The organism is Brachybacterium sp. GCM10030252 (assembly GCF_042666535.1).
Lineage (GTDB): Bacteria > Actinomycetota > Actinomycetes > Actinomycetales > Dermabacteraceae > Brachybacterium.
The window spans coordinates 15,465-30,828 of the sequence record NZ_JBHTDM010000011.1 but is presented as its reverse complement, the minus strand read 5'-3'; the positions used below and the strand labels follow the sequence as shown (position 1 = coordinate 30,828).

General features: G+C 69.9%; 13 protein-coding genes and 1 pseudogene. 5 read left to right on the top strand and 9 right to left on the bottom strand.

Annotated features, from left to right (window positions below):
- The first annotated feature begins 167 nt into the window (after positions 1 to 167).
- From ACFQRJ_RS11745 to ACFQRJ_RS11735, 3 genes and pseudogenes are all read left to right on the top strand, one after another.
- A complete protein-coding gene (locus ACFQRJ_RS11745; protein WP_377019297.1) occupies positions 168 to 1,226 on the top strand; it encodes an LLM class flavin-dependent oxidoreductase in 1,059 nt (352 codons plus the stop codon).
- 190 nt (positions 1,227 to 1,416) lie between these two features.
- Positions 1,417 to 3,180, top strand: a pseudogene (locus ACFQRJ_RS11740) (transglycosylase domain-containing protein); the annotation flags it as partial.
- Between the two features lie 202 nt (positions 3,181 to 3,382).
- Positions 3,383 to 3,799, top strand: a complete 417-nt coding sequence (locus ACFQRJ_RS11735; protein WP_377019296.1) for a PASTA domain-containing protein — start codon at positions 3,383 to 3,385, stop codon at positions 3,797 to 3,799.
- A 165-nt stretch (positions 3,800 to 3,964) separates the two neighbouring features.
- Here ACFQRJ_RS11735 and ACFQRJ_RS11730 read toward each other — a convergent pair whose 3' ends face one another.
- The 3 genes from ACFQRJ_RS11730 to ACFQRJ_RS11720 are packed head-to-tail and all read right to left on the bottom strand — an operon-like array spanning position 3,965 to position 6,325.
- The gene (locus tag ACFQRJ_RS11730) at positions 3,965 to 4,345 is read right to left on the bottom strand and encodes a gas vesicle protein (protein WP_377019295.1); all 381 of its coding nucleotides are present in this window, start codon (positions 4,343 to 4,345) and stop codon (positions 3,965 to 3,967) included.
- Positions 4,345 to 5,799 (bottom strand): SRPBCC family protein, encoded by a 1,455-nt coding sequence (locus tag ACFQRJ_RS11725; RefSeq protein WP_377019293.1) that lies wholly within the window; start codon positions 5,797 to 5,799, stop codon positions 4,345 to 4,347. Before ACFQRJ_RS11725 ends, ACFQRJ_RS11730 begins: the two co-directional genes overlap by 1 nt.
- Positions 5,792 to 6,325, bottom strand: coding sequence for a hypothetical protein (locus ACFQRJ_RS11720; RefSeq protein ID WP_377019292.1), 534 nt, complete (start codon positions 6,323 to 6,325; stop codon positions 5,792 to 5,794). Before ACFQRJ_RS11720 ends, ACFQRJ_RS11725 begins: the two co-directional genes overlap by 8 nt.
- A 237-nt stretch (positions 6,326 to 6,562) precedes the next feature.
- Between ACFQRJ_RS11720 and ACFQRJ_RS11715 the strand changes: the two genes are divergently transcribed.
- Positions 6,563 to 7,621 (top strand): patatin-like phospholipase family protein, encoded by a 1,059-nt coding sequence (locus ACFQRJ_RS11715; protein WP_377019291.1) that lies wholly within the window; start codon positions 6,563 to 6,565, stop codon positions 7,619 to 7,621.
- 65 nt (positions 7,622 to 7,686) lie between these two features.
- Here the strand turns inward: ACFQRJ_RS11715 and ACFQRJ_RS11710 are convergent, their stop codons facing one another.
- The 4 genes from ACFQRJ_RS11710 to ACFQRJ_RS11695 form a co-directional block, all read right to left on the bottom strand.
- Positions 7,687 to 8,400 carry an SOS response-associated peptidase gene (locus ACFQRJ_RS11710; protein ID WP_377019290.1) on the bottom strand — a complete coding sequence of 238 codons (714 nt, stop codon included), beginning with the start codon at positions 8,398 to 8,400 and terminating at the stop codon, positions 7,687 to 7,689.
- Positions 8,401 to 8,481: 81 nt separating this feature from the next.
- On the bottom strand, positions 8,482 to 8,841 hold the full coding sequence (locus ACFQRJ_RS11705; protein WP_377019289.1) for a hypothetical protein: 360 nt from the start codon (positions 8,839 to 8,841) through the stop codon (positions 8,482 to 8,484).
- 444 nt (positions 8,842 to 9,285) lie between these two features.
- A complete protein-coding gene (locus tag ACFQRJ_RS11700; protein ID WP_377019288.1) occupies positions 9,286 to 10,221 on the bottom strand; it encodes a cytochrome c oxidase assembly protein in 936 nt (311 codons plus the stop codon).
- Positions 10,179 to 10,694, bottom strand: coding sequence for a DUF2243 domain-containing protein (locus tag ACFQRJ_RS11695; protein WP_377019319.1), 516 nt, complete (start codon positions 10,692 to 10,694; stop codon positions 10,179 to 10,181). The genes ACFQRJ_RS11700 and ACFQRJ_RS11695 overlap by 43 nt, the downstream gene beginning before the upstream one ends.
- A 253-nt stretch (positions 10,695 to 10,947) precedes the next feature.
- Between ACFQRJ_RS11695 and ACFQRJ_RS11690 the strand changes: the two genes are divergently transcribed.
- Complete coding sequence (locus ACFQRJ_RS11690) at positions 10,948 to 13,536, top strand: S-layer homology domain-containing protein (protein ID WP_377019287.1); 2,589 nt, start codon at positions 10,948 to 10,950, stop codon at positions 13,534 to 13,536.
- A gap of 335 nt (positions 13,537 to 13,871) precedes the next feature.
- Here ACFQRJ_RS11690 and ACFQRJ_RS11685 read toward each other — a convergent pair whose 3' ends face one another.
- Together ACFQRJ_RS11685 and ACFQRJ_RS11680 are read right to left on the bottom strand one after the other, a co-directional pair.
- Positions 13,872 to 14,045 (bottom strand): hypothetical protein, encoded by a 174-nt coding sequence (locus ACFQRJ_RS11685; RefSeq protein WP_377019286.1) that lies wholly within the window; start codon positions 14,043 to 14,045, stop codon positions 13,872 to 13,874.
- 250 nt (positions 14,046 to 14,295) lie between these two features.
- The gene (locus tag ACFQRJ_RS11680) at positions 14,296 to 15,204 is read right to left on the bottom strand and encodes a DUF6270 domain-containing protein (RefSeq protein ID WP_377019284.1); all 909 of its coding nucleotides are present in this window, start codon (positions 15,202 to 15,204) and stop codon (positions 14,296 to 14,298) included.
- Between the last annotated feature and the right edge of the window lie 160 nt (positions 15,205 to 15,364).

Sequence of the window (15,364 nt, the reverse complement as noted above, 5' to 3'; positions counted from 1 at the left end):
CCAACCAGTCGGTCGTTGAAAGTACAGCTAAAAGTGCAGGTGCGAGCGCCGGACCGGGTCGCGGGCCGGGGTCGCGCTCCGGCGCGCGCAGATGCCGGCACCCGACGCGACCCGGCCGGCACGCAAACCCCGGGAATGCGTGCCGGCCGACGGGCGTTGCGCCGCCAGTGACCGATACCGCGAATCCCGCCCTGTCCGTCCTCGATCTGGTGCCGGTGCGCACCGGTCAGAGCTCCGCCCATGCCGTGGCCTCATCCATGGCCCTGGCGCAGAGAGCCGACGAGCTCGGGTATCGCCGCTACTGGTTCGCCGAGCACCACAACATGGCGGCCGTCGCCTCCACGACGCCGCCGGTGCTGATCTCGGCGGCCGCCTCGCGCACCTCACGGATCCGTCTCGGCTCGGGCGGGGTGATGCTGCCCAACCACGCCCCGCTGATCGTGGCCGAGCAGTTCGCAGCGCTGGAGGCGATCGCCCCGGGCCGGATCGACCTGGGCCTGGGCCGCGCGCCGGGGAGCGATCCGGTGATCACGCAGCTGCTGCGCCGCTCCGGCACCACCAGTGAGGCCCAGGAGTTCCCGCAGAACGTCCAGGAGATCATGGAGATCATGAGCCCGGACGGGGCGAGCTTCTCCTTCAGCAACGGTGGCACCTACGAGGCCCGCGCGACCCCGGCCGCGACCGCCTCGCCCGAGGTGTGGCTGCTGGGCTCGAGCGACTTCTCCGCCCGCCTCGCGGCGCAGCTGGGCCTGCCCTACGTGTTCGCCAACCACTTCGGTGCCCCGGGCCTCGAGCAGGCGATGACGCTGTATCGCGAGACGTACCAGCCCAGCGAGCGCCATCCCCAGCCGCAGTCTTTCCTCACGGCCAACGTCTCCGTCGCACCCACCGAGGAGGAGGCCCACCAGCGCGCCCTGCCGATGCTGCGACAGTTCGCCCGGATGCGCACCAGCGCTCCGATGCGGCCGCTGGAGACCATCGAGGAGGTCCTGGCAGCGCCCTCCGAGGGCGCCGAGGCGCAGGCGCTGGAGCAGGTGCGCTCCTCGTGGTTCATCGGCACCCCGGAGCAGGTCGCTCCGCGGCTGCGCGAGTTCGCCGCCGCCAGCGGGGTGGACGAGATCATGGTCTCCGGCTCCCTGGGCGCCTACGAGTCCGAGCCCCTCGATGAGCCGACGGGCAATGCCCAGACGCTCCAACTGCTGGCCGAGGCGATGTTCACCGTCTGACCGCCCCGCGCAGCTGGAGCCCCGCCTCGTCGCCACGGGCCTCCGCGCCGCACCGAGCGAGCCTGAACTCCGGCGCCGGGAGCTTCACGATGCGTGCCACGAGCCACCCACAGCGCCCTCGGCGCACAACGATCGCATTACATCGGCGACGCGCAGGCACAGGACCCGTGGTTGAACCTTCCGCGGTCGCATGTGCCCGCCATACCCTGGAAACATGGCCAGCACTCCGTCCACTTCCCCGTCCGGACGCCCTCTTCCCGTCGCTATGTTGCAGTTCCTGTACCTGCTGCTGGGGATGATCGCCGTCTCGGCGCTGGGGGGCGTGCTGCTCGCCGCCTTCTTCCTGCCGGCGGTCTCGGCCGCCTCCGCGGTCGCCGAGGACGGGGTGGAGCTGTTCGAGTCCTACCCGACCGAGCTCGAGGTCCAGCCCTTGAACGAGGCCAGCCGGATCGAGGCGGCCGACGGATCATTGCTGGCGACGTTCTACACCGAGAACCGCATCATGGTGCCGCTGGAGAAGATCTCGCCGCACATGCAGCATGCGGTGATCGCGGTCGAGGACCGCCGGTTCTACGAGCACGGCGGCGTGGACCTCAAGGGGACCGCGCGCGCCTTCCTCAGCAACATGGGAGGCGGCCCCACGCAGGGCGGGTCGACTCTGACCCAGCAGTACGTCAAGAACGCCCTGCTGATGGATGCGGTCCAGCGCGGCGACCAGGAAGACATCAAGGAAGCCACGGAACAGACCTACGGGCGCAAGGCGCGTGAGGCGAAGCTGGCGATCTCGCTGGAGAAGCGCTGGAGCAAGGACGAGATCCTCAACGCCTATCTCAACGTCGCCCAGTTCGGCCCCTCGCAGTACGGGGTCGAGACCGGCTCGCGGCACTATTTCTCCAAGAACGCTGCGGATCTGAATCCGGGCGAGGCCGCCCTCCTGGCGGGTATCACCAACGGCCCGAACCAGTACGACCCGGTCGACCACCCCGAAGCCGGCGAGAAGCGCCGCAACGAGGTGCTCGCCGACATGCACAGCGAGGGCTACATCACCGACGAGGAGTACACGAAGTACACCGAGCAGCCGGTGGAGGACATGCTGCAGATCCAGAACGTGCGGGCGGGCTGCGCCGACGCGGGCCGCAGCGGGTTCTTCTGCGATTACGTCACCCGCACCCTGCTCAGTGACCCCGAGTTCGCCCCGACGTACGAGGAGCGCCAGAAGCTGCTCTACGGGGGCGGGCTGACCATCCGCACCACGCTGGATCCGGCCAAGCAGAAGATCGCCGGCGAGATCCTCGAACGCCGCGTGCCCGGGGATGCGCAGCACGGCTTCGGCCACTCGATCGTGACCGTGGAGCCGGGCACCGGCAACATCCTCACGATGGCCGAGAACCGCTCGTTCAACCCGTATCAAGAGGTCAATCCGGGCGAGACGGCGATCAACTACAACGTCCCCAAGGCCCTCGGCGGCTCCAGCGGCTTCCCCGTCGGCTCGACGTTCAAGCCCTTCGTGCTCCAGGAATGGCTGGAGACGAACCACAGCATCACCGACAGGGTGAGCACGGTGCGCGAGCCCATGTCCCGCTTCCCCGCGAAGTGCCTGCCTCGCGGCGCGTGGCGGGAGAACCCCGGGTACAACCCCGACAACGCCGTCTCGGTGCGGATCTCCCCCATGGAGACCGCGCTGAACGCCACGAAGTTCTCGATCAACACCGCGTACGCGAACATGGCCCGGCAGCTGGATCTGTGCGACATCGCCGAGGGCGCCCGGGAGCTCGGCGTGGTCCCCGCGACCCACGACCCCGCGGATCCGCAGACGTGGGACGCCAGCATCGAGGACATCTACGGCACCGAACTGGCCCCGGCCGTGATCGTGCTCGGCGAGGTGCGCATCTCCGCACTGGACATGGCAGGCGCCTACGCGACGTACGCCGCCGGCGGGACGTACTGCAAGCCGCAGGCGGTCACCGAGGTCATCGACCGCAACGGCGAGGCCATGCCGATCTCCGGGGCCGAATGCCACCAGGCGGTCGACAAGAAGGTCGCCGACACCATGGCCTGGACGNAAGGGCAAGATCATCGAGGGCCACCCCGCCGGCGGCAAGACCGGCACCTCCGGCTCCCAGTTCCACACCTGGTACGTCGGCTTCACCCGCCAGATGTCCACCGCCGTCTGGTTCGGCCACCCCCAGGCCAACATCTCCCCCGGCGGCTTCCCGGTCGACGGCCAGATGCTCCGCCACGGCCACGTGTGGGGCAACACGGTCTCCCTGCCCACCTGGCAGGAGTACATGAGCCGCGTCCACGAGGGCCTGCCCAGCGAACCCTTCCCGTCCGCACCGGCAGCGACCAAGGCGCCCCCGCCGCAGGCGGATCAGAACGGCGGGGTCCCCTCCGTCTCCGGCATGTATCTCTCCCAGGCCAAAGCCACGCTGCAGGCAGCCGGCTACAACTACGAGGTGCGCAACGAGCCCTCGAGCACGGTGGGCAAGTGGTACGTGATCGGCACTGATCCGCCTGCCGGCACGCCGCTGCCCCAGGGCGAGACGGTGGTCATCCGCCAGTCCACCGGGTAAGGGGCCGACGGTCCGGGCTCCGGGGCGAGGCACCCCGGCGCTGGGGCCCGCCCGCGCGCCTCGCCCGCCCGCGAGCCACGTCCGCCCGCGAGCGTCGCCCGCCGGCGGGTCTCGCCTGCCGGCGGGTCTCGCCGCGGCTCCTCGCCCCGGCCTGGAGCGGAGGCCTCAGCTCTCGACGCGTCCGCGGGTGTAGCGGGATTCGCGCTTGTAGGAGGTCAGCTCGCCTCGGTCGTCGACGTACACGCTGTACTCGGCCAGGATGTCCGTGGTGTCCGGGACCCGGCGGCATTCGAGGAACTCGAGACTCACCTTCCAGCCGTCCTCCTGGCGTTCGACCGCGATGACGGACTCGGGAACCCGACCGGTCAGCTCCGCGAGGTGACCGGTCGAGCGGCGAACCGCACCCTTGGCCGTCAGCACCTTCTTCCGTCGGCGCCGGCCGGAAGGCTTCTTCTCAGCGCGGGACCCTCTGTCCTGACGGCCCTGCTCCTTCTCGTCCTCAGTCCCGTCGCCGCCCGGATCGTTGTTCTGCGAGGCCTGTGCCATCACGAGGAACCGCTGGTGTCGTCGGAGTCGACCTCGACGTACTCGAAGTCGCCGTCCTCCTCCTGGGCAGGCTCGTCGGGCTCGGTGCTGGCGTCCTGCTCGGTGCTGCTGCCCTCCGCGTCGGCGGTGCCGCCGGCTTCCTCGGTGCCGTCACCCTCAGCGCCGCCGCTTTGGTCGCCGCCCTCGTCGGTGCCGCCGTCCTGGCCGTCGTCACCGTTCTCGTCGCCACCGTTCTGGCCGTCGCCACCGTTCTCGGCGTCGCCGCCCTGCCCAGCGCCGCCGCCTTCGCCGGTGCCGCCGCCCTGGCCGTCGCCACCGTCGCTCTGGCCGCCCTCGCTGTCCTGCTCAGTGCTGGCAGACTCCGGCTCCGCGTCGGCTGATTCCGGCTCGGCATCTGCAGCGTCGGAGCACTCGCCAGCATCGGCCTCGGAGGTCCCGTCGCCGTCCGTGGACTCGTCGGGCTGGTCGCGGCTCTCATCGTCGGCGTCGGCCGATTCGTCCTGCGGACTCTCCTCGTCGTCCTGAGCCTGCTGATCCTGCTGTTCCTTGCCTTGCTGACTCGGCTGGTCCTGTTCGCCCTGCTGGTCCTGGGCAGCGCGTTCGGCCTCGAGGGCCTCCTCGTGCGTGCGCACCACTTCGCTGTCGCGGATCTCCCCGCGCCAGCCCTCGACGGCGTCCTCGTCCAGGATCGTCTGCGTCATGACGTAGCGGGCGAAGAGCCGGGCCTCGACGCGGATGCGCCGGCCCACCGGGCGTCCCATGTTGCCGACCTTCTCGACGAAGCCCTGGGGGTAGTAGTTGACGACGATGAGGATGCGCGTCAGGCGCGGGCCGAGCTCGTGGAACGTGACCGCGCCGTCGAGGTGCCCCTTCTCGCCCTTCGAGCGCCAGACGATCTGCTCATCGGGAACCTGCTGGACGATGGTGGATTTCCAGGTGCGGTGCGAGAGGAACACCTGGCCCTTGAACTCCACCTTCTCCTCGGACTGCTGCTCCGCGTTCTCGACCTTCTTCATGAAGCCGGTCCAGTCCTGGAACTGCGTCCACTGGTTGTAGGCGACCCTGACGGGCACCCCAACCTCGACCGTCTCGACGATGTTGGAGAACTTCTTGACCTCCGAGGATCCACCCGAGGACGACCCACCGGATGATCCGGGGGTCAGTTTCTCCTTGGCTCCCGCAGCCAGCGCGGAGGCGCCTGCGGTCGCCGGGTTCTTGCCTTCGCCGAGCTTCTCGGCGCCCTTCTTCAGGCCCTCGCCGGCGGCGCCGCCCTCCCCCGGTGTCATGGACTCCGCGAAGTCGTTGAGCTTGTCGGTCAGGGCGGAGGTGCCCTTCTCGGCGAGCGCCGAGGCGTACTCGGTCAGGTCCGATCTCAGGTCATCGAGGGGAAGCTGCTCCAGGGCGCTCTTCCACCACGGCGTGGTCGAGGTGTCCTCGGCGGTGCGCTCACTCATCGGACTCATCCTTCCGGTCCGTGCTCTCAGGCTGGTCGGTGTTCTCAGCGCTGCCGCTCGCCTCGCTCTCGCTCGACGAACCGCCCTCGGCCGGCTTGTCGGACGAGTTCTCCGTGCCGCTCGCGGCCGACTCGGAGGAGTCGGAGGAATCCGAGGCCTCTGACGAGTCGGAGGATTCGGAAGACTCTGATGACTCGGGCTGGGAGGATTCGGCGGCCTCGGAGGCGGACCCGTCGCGCAGCTGCGCCGTGCGCTGCTGGAGGTTCTCGCTGAGGGTGTGGATGCCCTTGCCTGCCGCTGCGGTCGCGGCTCCGGTCGCGGCCGTGGCCAGGCCTGTGGTGATCTGCTGGGTGAGCGCCTTGGCCTCGTCGGACTCCATCAGAGTCGAGCGGACCGACTCCAGGCCGCGACCACCCTGCTTGACGGCGATGTATCCCAGCACAAGTGCTGCGAGTTTCGCCTGCCGTCCGCGACCCAGGACGTACCCGCCCAGCAGTCCGAGCGCTATCTTCGATCTCGCGTTCATGGATCTACTCCTCACGGGAGGATCGGCGCCGTCGGCCGATGATGCGGCAAGTGTTATCCCGCCCTCGCAGGCGGTCAATGCCTCGCCGCTCCCGGGGCCGCGGGGACGGCTGCGGCGCAGGCTTCGCCCCTGATAGCGGGGCTGTTCGCCGTCCTGCCGAGGAGGCGAACACTCGGTCAGTCGGCGGTCCGGTGATCTCGGCGGCAGGGCTGCGCGGCGTTGGCCTACCCTGTGCGGATGCCGAACGCCCGCCCCTCCCTGCCGTCACCGGACCCGGGCGCGGAGACCCGGCGCGTCGATCTCGTGCTGGAGGGCGGCGGGGTCAGGGGGATCGCGCTGGCCGGCGCGATCGAGGTGCTCGAGGAGCACGGGTATCGCATCAACCGGGTCGCCGGCTCCTCCGCCGGGGCGATCGCCGGCGCACTGGTCACCGCGGGGGTCCCGGCGAGGACGATGGTCCAGATCCTCCGCGAGACCGACTACTCGCGATTCGCCGACGGCCCGTGGTGGACCCGGTTCCTTCTCGGCAAGGCTCTGGCCATCCTGCTGCACCTCGGGGTGCACCGCGGCGACACCCTCGCCAGCTGGCTCGAGGAACAGCTGGCCGAGCACGGCGGCCCCGACCGCACCGGCACCTTCGCCGATCTCCTCTGCCACGATCCACACCTCGGCAGCGAGGGGCAGGGCGAGCAGCAGTTCCGCCTGGTCGTGACCGCCTCGGATCTCTCCGCCGGTCGCCTGCGCTTCCTGCCGACGGACGGCGCCGGGTTCGGGACCGATCCCGCGCAGCTGCGGGTCGTCGATGCCGTCCGCGCCTCGGTGGCGATCCCGCTGTTCTTCCGGCCGGTGCGGTGGCGCAACCGGCGGGGCGGGCCGGCGTGGCTGGTCGACGGCGGGATGCTGTCGAACTTCCCGGTCTCCGTCTTCGACCTGCCCGAGGGGCAGGTGCCGCGCTGGCCCACGTTCGGCATCAAGCTCTCGGCGCGGCCGCCGGACGGGACCGGCACGGTCAACCGGATCACGGGCCCGCTGTCCTACGGCAAGGCGGTCGTGGACACCGTCACCGGGTTCTACGACCGCCAGCACATCGAGGATTCGCACGCGCAGGCGCGCACGATCTTCATCGACACCGACGCCGTCGGCCCCACCAAGTTCTCCCTCTCGGACGAGGAGTGCGAGCTGCTGTACGCGCGGGGCCGGCAGGCTGCGACCGATTTCCTCGAAGGTACGGCCGACCAGCCGGCGTGGGACTTCCAGGAGTACCTCGCGAGGTACCGCTCCCCCGTAAGGGCGTGACGCTCCCCGCCCCGCCTTGCTCCCCGCTCCCCTACTGCGCTCCGACCCGCCACCGAGGCTGACGCTCAGCCGAGGATGAGCGGCGCGATCAGGCCCGGGTCGGTGCGGTCGACGGTGCGGGTGTTGTTGACCCGGCGATCCACCGGGTGGGTGACCAGGGCCTGCGCCTGGCGCTCGGAGACATCCCCGAGCTCGCCATGCAGGCGCTCCCTGCCGGTGGCGTCGAGCTTGCCGGGGGCGAGCCAGTCCGCCAGCAGATCCTCGTCGAGGAAGGCGGGCATGCGGTCATGGACGTCCCCGGCGGCGTCGCGGGCCTCCCGGGTGATGATCGTGAAGCTCACGTCCCACTCGCCGTCCGCGTTCTGCGCGGCCGTGGTGAGGCCGGCCGCGTGCAGCAGGCGCTCATCGGTGGGGTGGACGTAGTAGGGCTGCTTGCCGGTCTCGGTCTCGACCCATTCGTAGTACCCGGACATCGGCACCACCGCCCGGGAGGAGGCGAAGGCCGCGCGGAACATGCCGTTGGTCGCGGCGGTCTCGAAGCGGGCGTTGATCGGCCGCGGCCCCTTCTCCTTCGCCCAGGAGGGCTGGAAGCCCCAGCGGGCGAGTTCGAGGGTGCGCTGCAGCTGCCCGCTCTCGTCGACGTACTCGCGGACGACGGGGGCCTTGGTGCGCGGCGCGATGGAGAAGATCGGGTACCAGTCCAGCTCACGCGCGGGCTGGGCCGCATAGGCGCGCATCTGCCCCTCGGCATCGATTTCGAGCACATAGCGTCCGCACATGGTGGCGTCTCCTCCGACTCGGTGGGCACGATCGTACTCGGCGAGAGTGGGCACGCACTTAGGGAGTCGAGGGCAGCGAACTCAAGACTCCAGCGCGTCTCGAGCGCGCGCGTCCTCCTCTTGCTCGATAATGAAAGCATTTAGAATGTCGGAACGGAGGGCCTCAACTCTTGTCTTCAGTGCAGACCGCTCCGACTTGGAAGAACCCGGCGTTTTCAGAAGCCTAGCGGCATGGTCACACTTATCCAGCTGCTTGCCCCATGCCTTAGCGCGCCGCAATTCGTCCTCATCGTCCGCAGACTCCACGAGGTACGAAACTTGCTCCCGAAGTGTTTCAATCGTGGACAGCATGTCGTCGACACTGTTGCCACCATGGTGGACCAACCGAGCGAATTGATCCTTAACCATCTTCCACAGATCCGGGTCGTTGTAGATCCTCATGATGGCAGGTAGTGCTACAGGACCGATCCACTTGAGAGCCTTAACTACCACGTCAACTTTCCCAGCCATGCCCATCCCCTATCTTCGTGTGCTTGAACCCCACATACATTGCGGCAGCGCGTACCTTGCCCTACCCGCCGGCTCATCCAACACCGAGCGCATCACCCCTGACCAGCAGAGGGAAGCTCAGCGGTCCTCGGTACCAGTGCTTACCGGATGAGAAACTGTCCGGCGCGACGCAAGCGTACAGACGAGATCGGACAGACCGTGGACCACCGAGGAAGCTCGGCAACGGCGAGGCTTCCGCTCAGGACCGCGTTTGGGACGCACGTGCCCCGAGCCTCAGAGGGTCCCCGCACTCCGGCAAGCGTTACGCACGGGCCACCTGCTTTTGGCAAACCTTCAGAACTGGTGTCACCACGGTGAGTTTAATCCGGCACTCTCTCAGTGATCATCCTGCCACGGAGAAGCCGGGCTGATCCTCATCGTTCTGCGCCGTCTGGGACGAGCAGAATAATTCTCCCCTGTCGAGGCCGGCCCAAGACTGACCCGGGGCCGGGTCGCCACGTACCACTGGTGCAGCAGCAGCACGATGAGCGCGACATCGATGGCGTCACCGCCGTAGTACATGAGCTGCGCGCCTGCCCGGCCGTCATCGGGCGCGACGCCGGCCGGCGGACTGGCCCAGAGCCATTTCGCGAGGATCGAGTGCCCCGCGATGAATGCGACGAGCACCGCCGAGCGGACCCGGATCGAGGCCCGGTGGGGAGTCGGATCCGCCCCGACCAGCGACGCGGTGAAGAGATAGCCGGCAAGCACGATGTGGGCATGCACGAGAGCGTGGACCAGCGCCGAGGAGTGCATCAGCGGGTAAAGGCCTGTGGCGTACAGCAGCCACAGCCCGCCGAGGTTGAGGACACCGGCGACCGCCGGATGGGTGAGAGCCCGGATCACCGCCGTGCGCAGCAGCCGCGACAGTCTCCGGGCACCCGTCACCGGGAGCGCCCGCAGCGCCAGGGAGACCGGCGAGCCGAGCACCAGCAGCAACGGGCCGAGCATCCCTGCCAGCAGGTGCCCGGCCATGTGCGCGGTGAAGCTGGTGTGGGCGGCCGCGGCGAGCGGGCCGACGAGCCCTGCTGCGGCACATCCCAGTCCGGCGAACCAAGCCGCGCTGCGCCGGGCCGGCCACGGGCTGCGGTCGCGAGCCGCCCACAGCGCGAGCGCGTACCCCGCCGCGGCCACGAGGAGGACAGCCCCGACGGCGCTCTCGAACAGCGCCCATCCGGCAACATCCGGCGCGGGGACCGGGCCGAGGTCGTGCTCGTGGTCCATGGCCGTCAGCCGGCAGTGCCGGTCGAGCGCACCGGGCGGGTGCGCCACAGCATCACCACGCCGATCACCAGCACGAGCGCGGAGGAGCCGATCCACACGGCGTCGTAGGGCAGCAGGTCCACGCCGTAGCGGATCTGGTGGATCCGCAGCAGCTTGTGGTCCACGATCCCGTCGAAGAGCTGGAACGCGCCGACGCCGGTGATCACGGCCGCGATCCAGCGCGACCACCTGACCGTGGCGCGGCGGCGGACGTCGGTCAGGAGGAACAGTCCCCACACGGTGATGAACCAGGCGATGGCATGGAAGAAGCCGTCGGCGGTCAGCGCCACGCGCGTGGTGGAGAGGTCATAGAAGTGGTGCCACTGCAGGACGAGGTGGAAGATGAACAGGTCGATGATCGAGGCCGCGATCCCGCAGCCGAACAGGACTCCCGAGGCCACGGTCCGACGGTCCGGATCGGGCGCCGCGTGGCGTCGCACGCCGGTGTTGCCGCGTCGTGCGCCCGGCTCTGCAGCGCTCATCGTGGCCTCCTCCGCTCGCCGGCGCTCGGCGATGCGCCCATTGTTCTGGTCGCCCACACCGCGGGCAACGGTCATGACCGAGCGGTTCCGCGCCGATGCCGCAGATGGCGACGCACCGACACCCAACCGTGACCGAATGCCCTGCCGGCGGGCGGACGGGGCCATTACTGTTCGTTCTGTCGGCTGGCCCCCTGTGGCGCCCCGGCCCCTCCCCCACCTCGGTGCGCTGCGCCCATCTCGGAATGATGCCCTTATGCCTCTGGCCTCCCCTGCCCAGATCTTCCGTCTCCGCCCCGTTCGTGTCGTCGGCTGGACCGCTCTGGCCTTCGCCGGGCTGACCATCACCGCCGGTGTCGCCCACGCCGAGGAGGCATCCCCGCCCGCGCCCTCCGTCGCTGCTGACACCGTCGCCGCGCCGGAGGCGCAGCACGCCCCGACCGAAGCCCACGACGCCCCGGCCACCCCGAGCGAGGCACCGCCCGAGGTCCCGGCGAGCGCAGCCGACGCCCAGGACATCCCGCCTGCCCCGCCGAGCCCGACGGATAAGAGCGAGGACGAGCAGACGGCGTCTGCCGACGAGCACGCAGCCGCGGACACCGACGGCCAGGCCGCGGCACGAGCCGACGAGGTGCCGCCGAGCGAAGCCGGTCAGGCTGCCCCGCAGGTCGCCGCAGAAGAGTCCGGCCAGGCTCCGCCGGAGGACGCCTCGGGCGAGGCTGATCAGGCGCTCCCGCGGGATTCTGAGAGCGAGACCGACCAGGACGCTCCGGCCGGCACTGCGGATGAGACCGGCCAGGACGTTCCGGCCCAGTCCCCAGAGGGCGAGGAGAACGACACCGTCCCCGCCGCCGGCGCGGACTCCGCTACCGCCCCGGTCGACCCCGCGGATCCGCGGCACGACAATGCCGACGGGGACCTCGCGGCGGAGCTCGAGAACGCCGACGAAGACCCCGCGGCCGACGCCGAGACGGAGAACGCCGGCGAAAACCCCACGACAGACGGCGAGGACGAGAACCCTGCCGAGGAGCTCGTGGCGGACGTCGAGGATGAGGGGGCGCAGAGCGACACCGACACCATCGATGACGCCGCCGCGGACGCCGCCGACGCCCCCGAGGCTGTCGGCGACCTGCTCCTGGACGGGCCGGGCGCACTGCCCGCCTCGATGCTCGTCGAGCAGCAGCGAGTCTTCAGCGCCACCGCGACCAGCTCGCGCCGCGGGTTCACGGACGTGCCGGCCGGGATGATGTATGCCGACGAGATCCTGTGGATGCAACGCGAGGGCTACGCGACCGGGTGGCCCGACGGCACGTACCGCCCGCTCGAGGACATCAATCGCGACGCGTTCGTGGCGATGATCTACCGCGTCCACGCCCCCACGAGGTACGTGGCTCCTCAGCGCAGCCGCTTCGTCGACGTCGGCACGGACAACATGTACTACCGCGAGATCTCCTGGGCCGCCGAGCAGGGGATCACCACCGGGTGGTCCGACGGCACCTTCCGCCCGCTGGACTCGATCGACCGCGACGCCGCCCTGGCGATGATGCAGCGCTCCTTCGGCGGAGGCGTGCCTGCCCCGTCCCGCTCACCGTTCACGGACGTCACCCCGCGAACACAGCACTACGGGGCGATGGCCTGGGGCTACGCCAACGGCGTCACCACCGGCTGGTCCGACGGCAGCTTCCGCCCGCAGGACGGCATCCACCGTGACGCGATGGCGGTGATGATGCACCGCCTGGTCGTGCTGGGCCCGGATTCCCAGCGCGGCCTGACCAGCGGCCCCACCGGCACGCATTGGGCCTCGCACGGCGGCAGATCACTGATCGGCAAGCCCTCCGGGTGCCAGTACCGCTACGGCTCCGGGCTGCGGCAGGATTTCGCCGGCGGTTCGGTGCTGTACTCCCCGTCGTCGAACTCCGCCGTGATCATCCGCGGTGAGGCGAAGCGGGTCTACGACGCCCGGGGCGGGCAGGCCGCCTTCGGCATGCCCATCACCCCGCAGATCTCCGCGGCGGGCAGCACCGCCCTGCAGTTCGCCGAGGGCGGGATCTACTCCACCGACGGGTTCACGTTCGTCGTCACCGGAGCGATGTACGACAACTACCGGTCCCTCGGCGGCATCCGCAGCTACCTCGGCGCACCGATCGGCAACCAGCGCACCGGCAGCTCCGGCATCACCTACCAGAGCTTCAAGGGCGGCCAGCTCACCTCCCCCACCTTCCGGGACACGCCCCCGCCGACCACCGTCTCGGGCGGGACCCGCATCAGCTACCGCACCCTGGCCAGCGGCGCCCGCGGTGATGACGTGTACGCGGTCCAGGTGAAGGTCGGCGCCACGCCCGACGGGAAGTTCGGCCCCCAGACCCGCGCGGCCGTGATGCGCTACCAGCGTGAGCAGGGCCTGCCGGCCACCGGCATCGTCGACATGCGCACGTGGGCGAGGATCATGTCGGTCCCCAATCAGCGCTTCGACGGCAGCAACGGGCGGCTGGCCGCGAACCAGCTGACGGTGATCGCTCCGAACTGGACGCTGCCGAACCAGGCCGCCGCCGCATTCACCGCGATGCAGCGCGCCTTCACCGCCGCCACGGGCCGCACGTTCACCCTCAACGACGCCTACCGTCCGATCGACCGGCAGATCCAGCTGCTGGTGGCGCTGGGCCGGCCCACCGCCGCCTTCGCGGGCACCTCGCCGCACGGCGATGCCCGCCGGGGCGCGGTGGATATCCAGGTCACCCGCGGGGATGTCACCCACCGGTGGTTGGTCGCCAACGCCTCCCGCTACGGTTTCGGGCAGACCTCCTGGCAGGCGAGGAACGAGCCTTGGCACTGGGAGCGGCGGTAAAGATCGCACCTCCGCGTGAGGTCCTGGCGCGCCCGAGAGCCGCGAATGGCTCGCGGTGCTCGCGCGCGCCTTCCAGCTGCTCGACGTGAAGGATGTCCTCGAGTTCGACCGGGTGCTGGAGACAACGCCGGAGGACATGGAGAGCCACCGTCTTGTCCTGCGAGCGGCGCGCCAGCACCGGTGGAGGAGATCGCCTCGTGCACGGTACGGGCGGTGGAGCGTGCGGAGTCCGCTGCCTCCACGGCGAACTCGAAGGTGCTTCTGCATCCCAGTTCGGCGAAATCGGTGGTGCGTTCGAGCAACGCAGTCTCTGGCGGTGTGATCCAGTTCCGAGGTCATCTCGGATCGATGCCGATCATGAGGCCGTCACGGCGCGGCGGTGGATCGATGCCGCCGGCGAGCTCCGCGACGGGGTGAAGCAGACCGGCGGCGCCGGCGTCGATGCCGCCCAGCGGTTCGGCGGCAGCACGGTGGAACGGGCTCGCTCCGCGCGCGGCGGAGTCTCCCACGGGATCGGCGATCGGCTCCGGCCGCGCGGGAGAGGCAGCGCGGAGGAAGACGTCTAGGACGGCGTCGCGAGGCTGTCATGCGGGCGTACTGGAAAGGCATCTCCACGTGCTGGTGAGACGGCACGTATCGGCCGTTCAATCCCGTCAAGCGGGACGCCATGGCGGCGCTCCGGCAGCGATTCGATGGGATGGGCTCGGACCGCGACAGGGCCGTCCGAGCTATTCGAGCGGTCCTGATCTCGCGGGAAACCTATTCTTCGTTATCCGCGTCGCTCGATGACGCAGCCGACGGGTTCGCGTCGTGCCTGCCGCCATCTGACTCATCCTCAGCCGGCGCTGACCCGGCAGCAGGACCGCTCGCCGCCACGCCGTCCTCCGCGGTCGCACCAGACGTCGACTCGCCGCGGCCGAGCTGTGCGAGCAGCCTGTCGACGATCTCCTCGTACACATCCTGCGTGTAGTGGAAAGGTGCCAGCCCCCAGCGGTGCTCGGGATCGGCGAGCACCTTGTCCTCGGGGAACTCGAGCATGGAGAAGCCGATGTTGCGCAGGTGGTCGTAGTAGCGGCGGTACGCCTCGTTCGCCTCGTCGGCGCTGGTCCCCATGCTGGCCGGCGTCGGCTGTCCGGCGACGGTGGTCCGCGCCCACGGCACGTGCAGCACGACGGTCCGTCCGAACAGACCCATCGAGCGCAAGTTCCTGCGGAACTCATCGGCACGCTCGGCCCACGCCGCGAAGTGCTCATCCGTCCCGAAGGCGATGTGGCGGGCGTCCTCGACCACGGCGAGCGCCTCCGGCACGGCGATCAGATCGATGCTGCGGGTGACCACGGTGCCGTCGTCGAACACGTGCACCCCGTGCCGCTCGTCCGTGAGGTCCCACAGCAGGATGTCGGTGCGGCCGCGGACGCTCCTGAGGCGGGCCTCGACGTCACCGGCGAAGTCGGCGGCCATCATCCGCTTCTGGAACCGGTGGGCGACGTGCGCATCGGCCGGGAATTTGGCGGAGAGGTCGTGGCCGGCCGAGAGGAGTGACTGGCGGGCGATGTAGTCGATGACCGCGAGGCGGCCGTGCCCGGCGAGGTCCACGGAATCGCGCGCGACACAGCTGCCGTACACGGTGACGCGCACGGGCGTTCTGTCGGCCGGCTGCTGGGTCACGGTTCTCCTCCCGCGTCTTCTGACGCCCCGGCCTGGCCGGAGCAGACGCCAGGGTACCGCCGCCACTTCCGGCCGCCCCCCGACCAACCCCCGCCCTGTGGCGCTCCCGACAGCCCATCCCGACCGCCCGCCTACGCTTTGCGAGGCAGGTCACCGTGGG

Bases quoted from the DNA above. Each gene is read 5' to 3' on its own strand.
- ACFQRJ_RS11725 (WP_377019293.1), bottom strand. From the start codon at position 5,799: ATGAGTGAGCGCACCGCCGAGGACACCTCGACCACGCCGTGGTGGAAG.
- ACFQRJ_RS11690 (WP_377019287.1), top strand. From the start codon at position 10,948: ATGCCTCTGGCCTCCCCTGCCCAGATCTTCCGTCTCCGCCCCGTTCGT.
- ACFQRJ_RS11720 (WP_377019292.1), bottom strand. From the start codon at position 6,325: ATGAACGCGAGATCGAAGATAGCGCTCGGACTGCTGGGCGGGTACGTC.
- ACFQRJ_RS11710 (WP_377019290.1), bottom strand. From the start codon at position 8,400: ATGTGCGGACGCTATGTGCTCGAAATCGATGCCGAGGGGCAGATGCGC.
- ACFQRJ_RS11730 (WP_377019295.1), bottom strand. From the start codon at position 4,345: ATGGCACAGGCCTCGCAGAACAACGATCCGGGCGGCGACGGGACTGAG.
- ACFQRJ_RS11695 (WP_377019319.1), bottom strand. From the start codon at position 10,694: ATGAGCGCTGCAGAGCCGGGCGCACGACGCGGCAACACCGGCGTGCGA.
- ACFQRJ_RS11715 (WP_377019291.1), top strand. From the start codon at position 6,563: ATGCCGAACGCCCGCCCCTCCCTGCCGTCACCGGACCCGGGCGCGGAG.
- ACFQRJ_RS11705 (WP_377019289.1), bottom strand. From the start codon at position 8,841: ATGAGGATCTACAACGACCCGGATCTGTGGAAGATGGTTAAGGATCAA.
- ACFQRJ_RS11735 (WP_377019296.1), top strand. From the start codon at position 3,383: ATGTCCACCGCCGTCTGGTTCGGCCACCCCCAGGCCAACATCTCCCCC.